We start from the raw sequence: 13435 nt of genomic DNA, 5'->3' as shown, positions 1-13435 counted from the left end.
GGAGCATTAAATTCAATTTCACAAACTTATACATTTTAGAATAACAAGTCCCTTCATTTCATGGTAAAATAAAATAAGAAAAATCGGAGAATTTGTCGATATAATGTAGAAAAAGTGGTGTAGCAAAATGCTGCAAGTTGAAGCCATCATTCTTTATTGTTTACAACAGCTAAATAGTGACCGGACAATTTACTCTGTCTATCACCTTTTGAATGGAAAAAAGTCATCACAAACGCTTCAGGATGCTCATTTATTTTCTTTGAAGAGATTTTTTGGGATTTACGAAACATTAACAAGGGAATCCTTCGATGAAATAATCGATTCGATGTTCAGAAACCAATGGATTCACCGTTCGGGGGAGCAGCATTATCTTCTAACGCATTCTGGCAAATTGTTTTTAGAAAAGAATCCATTGCCATCCTATATAGATGGGTGGAGCTATCACTCATTTACTTCAGTGTTTTGGGAAAGACTGGCTCTATTTATTCAGGTTACGTCAAATCTTGTGTATGGGGAGTCAGGGTATCTCCCCATACAGAAAAACAAAGATGTTCATCGCTGGATGAAATCTTCCTTAAAGCAACTCAGAGTGTCAAAGAAAGAGTTAGGCAGGATTGTATACTCCGAGTTGAGAGAATGCCTTAATGATACGAAGGATATCGATCCCTCTAATCTGGTATTTCGATTAACTGGTTTTCAGCAAATTGGTCTAACTCCACATCAACTGATGAAAAGGTTAAATAGTGACATTCATAATTACCATATTGGTTTTATTCATACACTTCATTATTTGATACAAACGATTCAGCAAAATCCTAAGCGCTTTCGTGTGTTAACACTTCTTATCCAAGATTTTCATCAGCGGGATGAATTAACTCTTTCATCTAGACGAACATGGAATTTATTAAGCCAAGGCTTATCCCCTGACAAGATTGCTGAGTTCAGACAGTTGAAATTAAGTACGATTGAAGATCATCTTGTAGAATTTGCCTTAAATGTTGATCATTTCTCAATAGATTCCTATGTTGACAACGCGTTACAAATAAAGATTTTAGAAATATCCCGGCAGAATGGTACCAGGCAGCTAAAACTGATTAAGGACCAATTGGAATCAGCGACTTATTTTCAAATAAGATTAGTGCTGGCAAAGTATGGTGATAGATAATGGAATTAGATACACTTTTAAACAAGCACTTTGGATTTCAATCCTTTAAAACTGGCCAAAAAGAAGTGATTTCGGCAGTACTTGCAGGTCAGCATACATTGGCTATGCTTCCAACAGGTACCGGGAAATCCTTGTGTTACCAGCTTCCGGGTTATATCCTAAAGGGGCAAATTTTGATCATTTCTCCTCTTCTTTCCTTAATGCAAGATCAAGTCGAGCAATTTAAGCGGTTTGGGGAGAAGAGAGTTATAGCGTTGAATTCATTTCTTTCTCATGCAGAAAAAAATAATGTTCTTCTTCATTTAAAGGAATATAAGTTCATTTTCATTTCTCCTGAAATGCTGCGTGTTCCTTTTATTTTAAGGTTGCTGCAACAACTAACCATTTCTTTATTTGTTGTCGATGAAGCTCATTGTATATCCCAATGGGGTCTTGACTTTCGCCCCGATTATTCTAAATTAGGTGACATCCGGAATAAGTTAGGGAATCCGCTCACCCTTGCACTTACTGCAACAGCTACCAAAAAGGTCCGTGAGGATATTATTGATTCTTTAGGCCTTAATGAAGTAGTGAAAATTGAATCCTCAGCAGACCGCCCTAATATTGCTTTTTATGTAGAAGAATTATCAGATTACCATGATAAGCAAAACCGGCTAATGACCCTTGTTTCACGTCTGAAAAAACCGGGAATTATTTATTTTTCCAGTAAAAAAATTGCAGAACAAATGGCGGCTCTGCTTGATGAAAAAGGCATCTGTCGGGTAATGGCCTATCATGGGGGATTGGATCAAAATACGAGAATTTTAATCCAGCAGCAGTTTATCCATGACCAGCTGGATGTCATTTGTGCAACGAGTGCCTTTGGAATGGGAATCAACAAAGAAAATATTCGTTTTGTTATCCATTACCATATGCCGATGCAAATTGAATCGTATCTTCAGGAAATTGGCAGGGCCGGCCGTGATGGAAACCCCAGTGTTGCTATTTTATTATCCTCCCCTGGAGATGAACAACTCCCGCTTCAGCTTGCAGAAAGCGAACTGCCCTCAGACCAGCAAATTGATTGGTTATTTGCAAACAAGCAGGTAGATGGGCTGCAAAGAGATGGCAAAATGGAACTAAATCCGCAATTAAGAGAACTGGGTGGGTTTTCAGATATTCAGTGGAGAATTATTGAGGACTTTATTATGAATCACCCTGAAAAGGGCTGCTCTCCTGAAATGTTAGGGAGTGCCCTGAAGGAATTTGTGAAAAAACGTGTTACCGCGAAGGTTTATAATGTTTTTCAAATGAAAAAATGGGTGGAGTCCACTTCGTGCAGACGCGAACGGGTCCTTCAATATTTTGATGAGATATTGCAAAAAAAGGTTTCCTCATGCTGTGACATTTGTGGTTTTGAGCTACAGGATTATCAATCTACCCAAAATGGAACACCTGATAAATCACGTGTTGAAAAGTGGGAGGATTACCTTGCTAAAATTTTAATCAATAGTGAGTTGAGTGAATGAAAAAGAAGTATAATGAATTAATCGAAAGTTTAACGGATAAAGAACTGCTTTATCATCTTTATTTAACCCAGATCATTCTCTTAGCTATCTCTCTTATTTTAGGTTTTCTTTTATATGATCATTTCTCGTATCTTCATCAAATCCGCTTACGTGATGTTGATATCGTTGCAATCGGCGTGCCTGCAGGTGTTGCTGTGGTCGTAATGGATATTGTATTAATGAAATGGCTGCCTTCTTCCTATTATGACGATGGAGGATTAAATGAAAGAATCTTTAAAAATAGAAATGTGTTTCATATTCTTGTCATTGCTCTAATTGTCGCATTTAGTGAGGAATTGCTTTTTAGAGGAATCATACAAACAAAAGTGGGTCTTATCGTGGCCAGTCTTATTTTTGCTATAATCCACTATCGGTACCTTTTTAATTGGTTTTTATTTTTGAATATCGTCCTGCTTAGCTTTTTAATAGGTATGATATACGAATGGACAGGAAATTTAGCAGTAACCATAATAATGCACTTCATTATTGATTTCCTATTAGGCTTATATATTAAATTTAGACATACAACCCTTAATGAAAAACAGGGAGGGGAGCTCCGTGAATAAAGAAGAACCATACAGAGATCAGGCGGAAAGATTAAAGAAGCGGATACAAAAAATAAATGATAAGGTCGAAGCCGGCGACAAATTGCCCCCAAGAGAACAAGTGCACCGTCAAAAAAAGAAGAAAACCAAATGGAAGCTAAAGTATCCAGTCATTCGGTTATTAGTCTTATGTTTTATTCTTCTGCCAATCATTATTTTTAGTGTGATTTCCTACCGTGATAACGGGAAAAAAATAAATGGGATTGAAAAAACGTCTGGAAGTTCTGTGGGGTACGAAACCATCAATCTTGAAAAGCCGAATCAAGCTGATGAAACCGTTGTTGAGGAACCTAGAGAAACGGTTGATGAGAACATTGACTTGAAAGAAGAGGAAGAAAAGAGTAAAACGATTCAGGATGTGGCAGGCCAATCCAATTCTAGCAATAATTCCAACTCAACCGTTCAGGCATCTAGTTCAAATGAAGCAGCTGCTAATAAGCAGGCTCCAGAAAATAACAGTCAGCAGCAAACAGTGACTGTTAAAAATGAAACAAATGCAACTTCAACGGAAAAAACAAGTAAGGTTGTTTATCATACGGTTAAACCACAAGAAACACTTTTTAAAATTGCGATGACCTATTATCAATCACAGAAAGGTATCGACATTATTAAGAAAGCAAATAGGCTGCAAAATGAAGGTATCTATGCTGGTCAAGTATTAAAAATCCCTTTAGACAATTAGCCGATCACACCGATCGGTTTTTTTCTATGCCTATAAACATAATTCGTTGGACAAGGTCATAAGTATATAGGGAGAAATGGAGGGTGATAGCTAATGGATTCTCCAATCCAATTACTTGAACATACTGATAAAGCAACGAAGCAAATGTTAGAAAATGTAAGGAAGAGGAAGAAAAAGTTTGATGACACGAAAATGTGGCATTTTATGACGATTTATGCAACACTGTTTTGTGCCTTTATTTTTGTTGTTTATTTCTATATAACGATTGTCAAACATTATTCTAATTCCTACCTATCGATGTTATCTGTAACTTTAAAGGATACGGCTGCCGTGTCTTTATTAGCGTTAACACTAATCGGACTCGGTGCAATGAATTTGTTAAAACAGCAAAAGGAAAAAAAAGAAAAGGAATACCAGGAGTTAAGGTGTGAAATAGTTGACCGAAGTAAGGATTTATGGAAAAAAGAAGAGGAATGGCAGAACCGCCACATTGTCTTTGAAATCATGAAAAAGCAGTATGATATCAATCTGTACCACGAAAAGAAATAAGAAGCAGACCTCTGCTGCCTCTTATTTCTTTTAAAATATCTTCTTTTTATCACGTTCTTCTTTTAATATTTCTACTGCTTCACGGAATCTAAGTGAGTGAATGATCTCCCGTTCACGCAAAAATCGCAGACTATCATTGATATCAGGATCATCACTCATGTTAATCAGCCATTGATAAGTAGCGCGTGCTTTTTCTTCAGCGGCTATATCCTCATAGAGGTCTGCGATGGGATCACCTTTTGCTTGAATATACGTTGCTGTCCAAGGGGTTCCGGCAGCATTATGATAATGTAACGCACCATCATGATCTGCATAATGTGCCCCCAGCCCAGCTGCCTTTAATTGCTCTGGGGTGGCGTCTTTTGTTAACTTATACACCATGGTTGCAATCATTTCGAGATGGGCAAATTCCTCGGTACCAATATCTGTAAGAAGGCCGATGACTTTATCGGGTATCGTATATCTTTGATTTAAATATCGCAGTGCTGCTGCAAGTTCTCCGTCAGCGCCGCCATATTGCTCAATTAAATATTTTGCAAGTGTTGGGTTACAAGTACTGACACGAACAGGATATTGTAATTTCTTTTCATAAACCCACATTTACTTCGCTCCCTCCCCAATTACTTCGATAACTGTCTAGCTCCAGTCCATACGCAGCTAAACGGGCGCTTCCTCTTTTAAACTTGCCAAGGCCACGGTGTGTCGTCCCAATTCCAAGGGTAACCGGAGTAACTGTTTCCATATTGCAATAAGGGACCAAATTGGCTTTCAAATTCCTTTTTTAAACGTTTTCTTTCTTTTGCATAATGGTTAAATTGGTGGATTGCCTCAATGTCATCATTGTGGGTATCCAGGTACAGTGTCAGCTCGACTAAAACAAAGTCAACGGCTTGAAGCTGCTCCATTAATTGATAGTATTCCGCAGGTACTTGTTTCATGTTGAAAGTCCCCCTTTCGCCTTCTCTAAAGGGTTAAAGTATGGGTCATATAGTTCTTTCCAAAGCGTACCCGCTCTTAAAGCTTCAAGGGGCGTAAATTGAGGCAGGTTTGGTGGTTGAAACCTCATATATAAATGAGGCGGGGTAGAATAGGTTTTTGTTGTAATTGGTTGACAAGGGTCAAACGGACTCGCATAAGGATGATACGATTTATGATGAGTATTCATAGTAGCCCTCCCTTTATTCAGCATCAACTAATCATATGAACGATTTCCTGTAACATGACATAAATCTTTAATATCTTAAAGGATTTTTTTAGGTCCCGTCGAAGTATAATGAAGAAGAAGGATTACTACTATGAGGTGATGGGAATTGTTCGTAAAAAATATCATGATACCAAAGCATGAATGTTATACGGCGCAAGCTGATGTAACCCTAAAAGATGCTTTAGAATTATTAGAAAAGTATCAAATTGATGGATTACCTGTCCTACAAGGAGATAAGTATGTAGGAGTTGCTACAAGATATAACATCTATGAAGCCTATTTTCTGTCCAATCAACCAAGAGAAGAATATTTAGCTTCAACTTTGGTTAAAGATGCTGCAACACATCAAAGTAAGTTTTTACAAGGCGAAGAATTATTTGAGAGAACACTTATTGATTTGAAAGATTTCCCATTATTGGCTGTTGTTGATGCAAATGAAAATTTCCTTGGGATTGTTACTCGTGCGGATGTAATTAGTTCGTTTGAAAGTGCGTTTGGTGTAAATCGTCCCGGTGTCAGAATTGCTTTTACATCAGTTGAAACGGAAGGAAGGATTGCCCGCCTTTCTGAAATTGCTCACCAATTCCATGAACACATCATTTCTCTTGTAACCTTCGACGAAACTGATAAACTAGTCCGAAGAATAGTGATGAAGATTGAAAAGAAAGACAATATAAATCGATTTACTAAAAAACTAGAGGAACATGGATTCCGTATATTAAGTATTCAGGAAGACGAATAAATGGAATAGGGAAAGATTGAAATTCCTTCTCATACATTAGTATGGGAGGAATTTTTTTGTGGTATGATTTCTATACAACTATTTAGCAAGGAAAAGGGGAAAAGAGTGATATGAATATATTTTTTGTTGGAGTGTTGATAGTAGGGGGAGGACTTCTCCTGCTTTTATATATGGTTCGTGAAGCATTTTTAAATAATGTAGCAGAGCATGAATTACACTTTTCGGATTTTCCTGCATCTTTCGGCAAGGTGACGATTTTTTTTATTTCAGATATTCATCGGCGAACCGTTTCAGATAGAATTATTCAAGAAATTAAAGGTAAGGCTGACCTTGTCATCATAGGGGGGGATCTAACCGAAAAAGGTGTTCCTTTTGAAAAAGTAAAATCAAATTTATTAAAATTAAAGCAAATTGGCCCTGTTTACTTTGTTTGGGGAAACAATGATTATGAAGTTGATTTTCGTAAATTGGATGCCATTCTGCTCGATTTAGGTGTAAAGGTATTAGCTAATACTTCAGTGACCTTTGAGTCAGAAATCGGAGAGAAATTGTGTTTACTTGGGGTAGATGACCTGAGTCAGGAACGAGATCGGCTTGATCTAGCCCTTTTCGATGCGGAGAGAAATAGTTTCAAAATTTTGGCCAGCCACTTTCCAGCAATCACGGAAAAGATTTTCCCTGAGCACGAAATTCGCTTAGTGTTAAGTGGACATACTCATGGGGGACAGATTCATCTATTCGGGTACAGTCCATATAAAAGAGGAGGAATAAAAAAATTAAACAGCACTATTCTTCTCATTAGTAATGGTTATGGAACTACCGCTCTTCCATTAAGGCTGGGGGCTCCGGCGGAGACTCATCTTATTACGATAAAGCGGGGAACAAATGAGTAACGGTAAGGTAGACAATTCACCAATGAAACCCTAAGGCATAAACTGAAAATAAGAGTTATGTCACGGCAGGGGGCAAAAGCATGCGCTTAGAACGCTTAACGGCCAATAAAATTAAAATCTTTTTAACATCTGATGATTTGTTTGAAAGAGGGCTTTCCAAAGAAGATATTTGGAAAGATTCAAGCAAGTGGAATCAGCTCTTTCATGATATGCTGGAAGAGGCGAGCGAGGAATTTGATGTTGATATCCAGGGCTCTGTGGCTGTTGAAATATTCTCCCTTCAGGCACAGGGGATGATTTTGATCATTACGGTTGATGAAGTAAAAGATGATGAAGACTTATTGTATGACGGGTACATCGAAATGCAGGTTAGGGTTGAAGGCTGTGAGGAACTCTTATACGAGTTTGTAGAATTTGAAGATATCATCAGCCTTTCAAAAAGGTTGTCTTACATTGACATACTAGGTGGAAGTCTATATTCATTTCAAAATCGCTATTATCTTTTAATGGACCTGTCAGATGCGGCTAAAAAAGAAAAGGCAGCCTGCATATTATCTGAATTTGGTAATCCCTCTATTCTTAGCCCTTTTGTGCTTGCTGAATATGGGAAACTAATCATTGAGCAGAAAACAGTGGAAACGATTTTGCATTTTTTTTATAACTGATGTAAAGGGGCAATTGCCCCTTTAAATATTTTAGACAGATTTATATGCAGATAGGCATAAAAAGGCCCTATAAAAAATGAATCTCAGCGTTTACATAGTAGTGCTTAAAAATAAATAAATGTGCGGTTTTCTTCTTGCATAAATCAATTAAACGTGTATACTTGTGACTGAAAGCGGACAACATTCGTAAAAGAGATTTCTTAGGAGGATTACAAATGGTAGCCGAAAATGGTACAGAAAAAACTAATCAAGTGGAAAAGAATGATGTGTTGAAATCAACACAAACAGTGATTCATAAAGCCCTTGAGAAGTTAGGTTATCCTGAAGAGGTATACGAGCTCTTAAAAGAGCCGTTACGTATGATGACAGTGAAAATTCCAATAAGAATGGATGACGGCTCAACAAAAATATTTACGGGATACCGTGCACAGCATAATGATGCAGTAGGTCCAACAAAGGGAGGAATTCGTTTTCACCCGGGAGTGACAGAAACAGAAGTGAAAGCCCTTTCAATTTGGATGAGCTTGAAATGCGGGATTGTTGATCTTCCGTACGGCGGCGGTAAGGGTGGGATCATTTGCGATCCTCGAGATATGTCCTTTAGAGAACTTGAAAGATTAAGCCGGGGATATGTAAGGGCAATCAGTCAAATTGTAGGGCCAACAAAGGATATTCCGGCACCAGATGTGTTTACAAATTCGCAAATTATGGCTTGGATGATGGATGAATACAGCCGAATCGATGAATTCAATTCTCCTGGTTTCATTACAGGCAAGCCGCTTGTCTTAGGAGGCTCGCACGGTCGTGAATCAGCGACCGCTAAAGGTGTAACGATCTGCATCCGCGAGGCCGCCAAGAAAAAAGGCATTCAAATTGAGGGTGCAAGGGTAGTTGTCCAAGGCTTCGGAAATGCGGGTAGTTATTTATCTAAATTTATGCACGATGCCGGGGCAAAAGTAATTGGAATTTCCGATGCGTATGGTGCCTTGTACGATCCAAACGGACTTGATATTGATTATCTTTTAGATAGACGAGACAGCTTTGGAACGGTAACGAAATTATTTAATAATACAATAACAAATAAAGAATTGCTTGAACTTGATTGTGATATTCTCGTTCCTGCTGCCATCGAAAATCAAATTACGGCAGAAAATGCTCATAATATTCGAGCCAGTATTGTTGTTGAGGCAGCAAACGGGCCGACTACTTTGGAGGCTACCGAAATTTTAACAGAGCGTGGCATTCTTCTTGTTCCAGATGTATTAGCATCTGCAGGCGGCGTGACTGTTTCCTACTTTGAGTGGGTTCAAAATAACCAAGGATACTATTGGACAGAAGAAGAAGTGGAAGAAAAGCTTGAAAAAGTGATGGTAAAATCATTTAAAAATATTTATGATACCGCCCAAACGCGCCGTGTCGATATGAGACTTGCAGCCTACATGGTTGGGGTTAGAAAAATGGCAGAAGCAAGCCGCTTCAGAGGGTGGATTTAAGTACTTTACATTGAATTATCATAAAAAAACTCCTATCATATACAAGGTAGGAGTTTTTTTTATATGGCCGAGAGGAAAGTATAACGTTCCTATCAGGCATAAGTGCAACTACGCCTCTGTCGTCGCCCTTAAGGGCTCGTCAGTCGGCGGGTTTTCTTTATAATCGTAATAAGGAGTGTATCCATTGTGCAATCAGAAGATATTATTATAATTGGCGGAGGTCCCTGTGGTTTAGCGGCGGCCATTTCACTACAGGAAATGGGGAGAAAGCCTTTAATTATTGAAAAGGGAAATGTGGTTAATTCCATTTATCATTATCCAACACATCAAACCTTTTTTAGCACAAGTGAAAAACTAGAAATTGGCGGAATGCCCTTTGTAACCGATAGCTATAAGCCCAAAAGAAACCAGGCCCTCGTCTATTATCGAGAGGTAGCAAAACGCAAAGAGCTCCGGATAAACTCATATGAGACTGTTACAAAAGTGGCAAAACAGAATCACCAATTTCATGTTTATACCGATAAAAATACGTATGCCGCAAAATACGTAGTCATTGCAACGGGTTACTATGATCACCCGAACTTCATGGAAGTCCCTGGTGAAGACTTACCAAAGGTTTTTCATTATTTTAAAGAAGCTCATCCATATTTTGATAAGGATGTTTGTGTTATTGGCGGAAAAAATTCAAGCGTTGATGCTGCTCTAGAACTCGTAAAGGCAGGAGCACGGGTAACCGTTTTGTATCGCGGTTCAGAGTATTCTCCAAGCATTAAACCTTGGATTCTGCCTGAATTTGATTCTTTAGTAAGAAATGGCATAATTACGTTGGAGTTTCGTGCAAGTGTTAAGGAAATCACTGAAAACAAGATTGTATATGTGAAAGATGGAAAACAAAATTCAATCAAAAATGATTTTGTTTTCGCAATGACCGGTTATCATCCAGACCATCAATTTTTACAATCTATGGGCATTAAAATTGATGTCGAAACGGGGAGGCCTCTATTTAATCCCGAGACAATGGAGACGAATATCAAGGGAATGTATATCGCCGGGGTCATTGCAGCTGGAAATAATGCAAATGAGATCTTCATTGAAAATGGCCGGTTCCATGGCGGACAAATCGCACGTTCTATTTTAGAAAATGACACAAAAGGATGATAATAGATGAATAAGGTTGTTCTTTTAACTACTGGTGGCACAATTGCAAGTAAAACGAATAAGGATTCAGGAAAGCTAGCTTCAGGTGCTTTAACGGGTGAAGAGCTGGCTGCGATGTGTAATTTGCCAAATGATATTGAAGTGATTGTGGATTCTGTTTTTCAAAAAGCAAGTATCCATATTACCTTTGATGACTTAGTTTTTCTGAAAAATAGAATTGAAGAATATTTTAAAGATGAATCAGTTTCTGGTGTGGTTGTCACCCATGGCACAGATACGATGGAAGAAACAGCCTATTTCCTCGATTTAACGGTAAATGATCAACGACCAGTTGTTGTAACAGGTTCACAGCGGTCACCTGAAGATTTAGGAAGTGATGTATACATTAACTTACGGCATGCTATTTATTCTGCCTGTTCAAGTGATTTACATGGTGCAGGCACCGTTGTTGTTTTCAACGAACGAATTTTTGCAGCTAGATATGTCAAAAAAGAACATGCCTCAAATATCCAGGGATTTAATGTTTTTGGATTCGGCTATCTTGGTATTATTGACAATGACCGAGTACATGTCTTTCAGAAACCAATTAAGAGAGAATGTTATAAAATCGGTACATCTATCCCGCAGGTAGAAATTATCAAATGTTATATTGGTGCAGATGGGAAATTTATCAAAGCTGCTCGCGAAGCCGGAGTTGCAGGGATTGTTCTTGAAGGAGTAGGAAGAGGTCAGGTTGCACCAAAGATGATGGAAGAGATTGAAAAGTCCATTCAAGCAGGAATTAAACTAGTGATAACAACTAGTGCTGAAGAGGGAGCTGTGTATACCACTTATGATTATGAGGGTAGTGCGTATGATCTTTATAATAAGGGTGTTATACTTGGAAGTGATAATGACTCCAAAAAGGCAAGAATTAAATTGGCCGTCGTAATGGCAAGCGGCTTAGAAACCATTAATTTTTAATTTCGCTAAAAAGGCTGGAAGGAATCTTTCATTTTCTTTGTGTGATTTCCATGTTACGATTAAGAAAAAGGAGGGGGAGTAGGTTCATCATGCTGGGAATTTTATCTGCCGGAGTTGCCCCCGGTCTGGCATTACTAAGTTATTTTTATTTAAAAGATGAATATGAGCCAGAACCAATTTCCTTTGTTCTTCGGACGTTTATTTATGGAGCTCTCCTAGTTTTTCCTATAATGTTTATCCAACATGTTCTAGAAGTAGAGCATTTGCTTAAATCGAATCTTTTTAATGCGTTCCTGAGTTCAAGTTTGCTTGAAGAATTTTTTAAATGGTTCATTCTTTTTTATGTTGTTTACCAGCATGTTGAGTTTGACGAACCATTTGACGGGATTGTATATGGCGTAGCAGTTTCCCTAGGCTTTGCCACTGTTGAAAATATCTTTTATTTAATAGCAAATGGGATTGAACATGCGATGGCACGGGCCTTATTGCCGGTATCCAGCCATGCACTCTTTGGCGTAATTATGGGTTTTTATATTGGAAAAGCAAAATTTACTGATGGAAATAAAGCCAAATGGGTACTGCTCTCTTTGCTTTTACCTTTCACTCTTCACGGATTCTACGATTTTATATTGATTTCCTTAGAACATTGGCTGTTTATTATTTTTCCTTTTATGATTTTCCTGTGGTGGTTTGGCTTAAGGAAAGTGAAAAAAGCGAAAGTAATGAGCGCGAATCATTTCAAAAAACAATATCCCGTACAAAAGACTCTTCATTCCTGATGAAGGGTTTTTTTAATTAATCTGCATTAAATGGAATAAAAACACCAAAGTAACAAAAAATAGGGTTACTGTTAAAAAGATTCATATGGGGGTTATCATTCCATGAAAAAGAAAAACATCCTAATCAAATACGTCATCCTTATTTTTTTCTGTACCGTGCCATTAACCTTAATGAAGCACCATACGGCCCATGCCTTCACCAATCAGGTGATCCAAAAAGGAGCTGTTGGTGATGATGTCATTGAGCTCCAATCTAGGCTCCAATATATTGGGTACTATAATGGGAAAATAGATGGGGTCTTTGGTTGGGGTACATATTGGGCGCTTAGAAACTTTCAATATGAATTTGGGCTGCCCATTGATGGATTGGCTGGTGCAACAACGAAAGCAAAACTAGTTAAAGCAAGTAAATACGATAAACAATTTGTGAAAAACCAAATTAATGCGGGAAAGAAATTTACTCATTACGGCGGTGTTGATAAAAATAAACAAAGTGCACCAAGTCCTAAAGCACCTGCAAACAAAGCACCAGCCAATAATGCTGCGCCTAAGCCTGCCGCACCTAAGCCGGCGGCGCCTCAAAAAGCAGCACCAAAAAAGCCGACGGCCGCAAACACTCCAAACGGATTTTCACAAAACGATATTCGCTTAATGGCAAATGCTGTCCATGGCGAGTCAAGGGGAGAACCGTATATAGGCCAGGTTGCAGTTGCGGCGGTTATATTGAACCGGGTAAATAGTGCTTCATTCCCTAACACTGTTTCAGGAGTGATTTTTGAACCGGGAGCATTCACTGCTGTTGCAGATGGACAGATTTGGCTGACACCGAATGAAACCTCAAAAAAGGCGGTATTAGATGCAATTAATGGATGGGATCCAACGGGTGAGGCAATTTACTACTTTAACCCTGATACAGCCACCAGCGGCTGGATATGGGGAAGACCGCAAATCAAACGGATTGGTCAACATATTTTTTGCAAGTAGAGAGGT

The 13435-nt window shown here is 38.4% G+C and carries 16 protein-coding genes; 13 read left to right on the top strand and 3 right to left on the bottom strand.

Annotation, left to right across the window (positions count from 1 at the left end):
- The first annotated feature begins 127 nt into the window (after positions 1-127).
- The 5 genes from FAY30_RS16160 (at position 128) to FAY30_RS16140 (ending at position 4548) form a co-directional block, all read left to right on the top strand.
- Complete coding sequence (locus tag FAY30_RS16160) at positions 128-1165, top strand: YpbB family protein (protein ID WP_149870832.1); 1038 nt, start codon at positions 128-130, stop codon at positions 1163-1165.
- Positions 1165-2673 (top strand): RecQ family ATP-dependent DNA helicase, encoded by a 1509-nt coding sequence (locus FAY30_RS16155; protein WP_149870831.1) that lies wholly within the window; start codon positions 1165-1167, stop codon positions 2671-2673. Before FAY30_RS16160 ends, FAY30_RS16155 begins: the two co-directional genes overlap by 1 nt.
- Entirely contained in the window at positions 2670-3278 is a 609-nt protein-coding gene (locus FAY30_RS16150; RefSeq protein ID WP_149870830.1) for a CPBP family intramembrane glutamic endopeptidase, read from the top strand. The genes FAY30_RS16155 and FAY30_RS16150 overlap by 4 nt, the downstream gene beginning before the upstream one ends.
- Positions 3271-3999 (top strand): LysM peptidoglycan-binding domain-containing protein, encoded by a 729-nt coding sequence (locus FAY30_RS16145; protein WP_149870829.1) that lies wholly within the window; start codon positions 3271-3273, stop codon positions 3997-3999. The genes FAY30_RS16150 and FAY30_RS16145 overlap by 8 nt, the downstream gene beginning before the upstream one ends.
- A 93-nt stretch (positions 4000-4092) precedes the next feature.
- A complete protein-coding gene (locus FAY30_RS16140) occupies positions 4093-4548 on the top strand; it encodes a DUF2663 family protein (protein WP_149870828.1) in 456 nt (151 codons plus the stop codon).
- A gap of 30 nt (positions 4549-4578) precedes the next feature.
- Here FAY30_RS16140 and cotJC read toward each other — a convergent pair whose 3' ends face one another.
- From cotJC to FAY30_RS16125, 3 genes are all read right to left on the bottom strand, one after another.
- Positions 4579-5148, bottom strand: coding sequence for a spore coat protein CotJC (gene cotJC, locus FAY30_RS16135; RefSeq protein ID WP_149870827.1), 570 nt, complete (start codon positions 5146-5148; stop codon positions 4579-4581).
- Positions 5149-5225: 77 nt separating this feature from the next.
- On the bottom strand, positions 5226-5486 hold the full coding sequence (locus tag FAY30_RS16130) for a spore coat protein CotJB (RefSeq protein WP_149870826.1): 261 nt from the start codon (positions 5484-5486) through the stop codon (positions 5226-5228).
- Entirely contained in the window at positions 5483-5713 is a 231-nt protein-coding gene (locus FAY30_RS16125) for a spore coat associated protein CotJA (RefSeq protein WP_149870825.1), read from the bottom strand. Before FAY30_RS16125 ends, FAY30_RS16130 begins: the two co-directional genes overlap by 4 nt.
- Positions 5714-5858: 145 nt before the next feature.
- On the opposite strand from FAY30_RS16125, the gene FAY30_RS16120 reads away from it, so the two are divergent.
- The 8 genes from FAY30_RS16120 (at position 5859) to sleB (ending at position 13429) form a co-directional block, all read left to right on the top strand.
- Entirely contained in the window at positions 5859-6494 is a 636-nt protein-coding gene (locus FAY30_RS16120; RefSeq protein WP_149870824.1) for a CBS domain-containing protein, read from the top strand.
- A 110-nt stretch (positions 6495-6604) separates the two neighbouring features.
- A complete protein-coding gene (locus FAY30_RS16115; protein ID WP_149870823.1) occupies positions 6605-7387 on the top strand; it encodes a metallophosphoesterase in 783 nt (260 codons plus the stop codon).
- Positions 7388-7467: 80 nt separating this feature from the next.
- Positions 7468-8052, top strand: coding sequence for a genetic competence negative regulator (locus FAY30_RS16110; protein ID WP_149870822.1), 585 nt, complete (start codon positions 7468-7470; stop codon positions 8050-8052).
- A 215-nt stretch (positions 8053-8267) separates the two neighbouring features.
- Positions 8268-9545, top strand: coding sequence for a Glu/Leu/Phe/Val family dehydrogenase (locus FAY30_RS16105; RefSeq protein ID WP_149870821.1), 1278 nt, complete (start codon positions 8268-8270; stop codon positions 9543-9545).
- A 186-nt stretch (positions 9546-9731) separates the two neighbouring features.
- Entirely contained in the window at positions 9732-10703 is a 972-nt protein-coding gene (locus FAY30_RS16100) for a YpdA family putative bacillithiol disulfide reductase (protein WP_149870820.1), read from the top strand.
- A gap of 6 nt (positions 10704-10709) precedes the next feature.
- On the top strand, positions 10710-11666 hold the full coding sequence (locus tag FAY30_RS16095) for an asparaginase (RefSeq protein WP_149870819.1): 957 nt from the start codon (positions 10710-10712) through the stop codon (positions 11664-11666).
- Between the two features lie 89 nt (positions 11667-11755).
- Positions 11756-12445: a glutamic-type intramembrane protease PrsW gene (gene prsW, locus FAY30_RS16090; RefSeq protein ID WP_149870818.1), complete on the top strand. Its 690-nt coding sequence runs from the start codon at positions 11756-11758 to the stop codon at positions 12443-12445.
- A 102-nt stretch (positions 12446-12547) separates the two neighbouring features.
- A complete protein-coding gene (gene sleB / locus FAY30_RS16085; RefSeq protein WP_149870817.1) occupies positions 12548-13429 on the top strand; it encodes a spore cortex-lytic enzyme in 882 nt (293 codons plus the stop codon).
- Positions 13430-13435: the final 6 nt, after the last annotated feature.

Source organism: Bacillus sp. S3, from assembly GCF_005154805.1.
In the GTDB taxonomy this organism is placed as follows: Bacteria; Bacillota; Bacilli; order Bacillales; family Cytobacillaceae; genus Neobacillus.
This window is presented reverse-complemented; position numbering and strand designations above follow the sequence as displayed.

What these genes read in the sequence shown, in the direction of transcription:
- FAY30_RS16110 (WP_149870822.1), top strand. Translation starts at nt 7,468, where the DNA reads ATGCGCTTAGAACGCTTAACGGCCAATAAAATTAAAATCTTTTTAACA.
- FAY30_RS16105 (WP_149870821.1), top strand. Translation starts at nt 8,268, where the DNA reads ATGGTAGCCGAAAATGGTACAGAAAAAACTAATCAAGTGGAAAAGAAT.
- cotJC (WP_149870827.1), bottom strand. Translation starts at nt 5,148, where the DNA reads ATGTGGGTTTATGAAAAGAAATTACAATATCCTGTTCGTGTCAGTACT.
- FAY30_RS16115 (WP_149870823.1), top strand. Translation starts at nt 6,605, where the DNA reads ATGAATATATTTTTTGTTGGAGTGTTGATAGTAGGGGGAGGACTTCTC.
- FAY30_RS16140 (WP_149870828.1), top strand. Translation starts at nt 4,093, where the DNA reads ATGGATTCTCCAATCCAATTACTTGAACATACTGATAAAGCAACGAAG.
- FAY30_RS16130 (WP_149870826.1), bottom strand. Translation starts at nt 5,486, where the DNA reads ATGAAACAAGTACCTGCGGAATACTATCAATTAATGGAGCAGCTTCAA.
- FAY30_RS16155 (WP_149870831.1), top strand. Translation starts at nt 1,165, where the DNA reads ATGGAATTAGATACACTTTTAAACAAGCACTTTGGATTTCAATCCTTT.
- FAY30_RS16095 (WP_149870819.1), top strand. Translation starts at nt 10,710, where the DNA reads ATGAATAAGGTTGTTCTTTTAACTACTGGTGGCACAATTGCAAGTAAA.
- prsW (WP_149870818.1), top strand. Translation starts at nt 11,756, where the DNA reads ATGCTGGGAATTTTATCTGCCGGAGTTGCCCCCGGTCTGGCATTACTA.
- sleB (WP_149870817.1), top strand. Translation starts at nt 12,548, where the DNA reads ATGAAAAAGAAAAACATCCTAATCAAATACGTCATCCTTATTTTTTTC.
- FAY30_RS16125 (WP_149870825.1), bottom strand. Translation starts at nt 5,713, where the DNA reads ATGAATACTCATCATAAATCGTATCATCCTTATGCGAGTCCGTTTGAC.
- FAY30_RS16160 (WP_149870832.1), top strand. Translation starts at nt 128, where the DNA reads ATGCTGCAAGTTGAAGCCATCATTCTTTATTGTTTACAACAGCTAAAT.
- FAY30_RS16150 (WP_149870830.1), top strand. Translation starts at nt 2,670, where the DNA reads ATGAAAAAGAAGTATAATGAATTAATCGAAAGTTTAACGGATAAAGAA.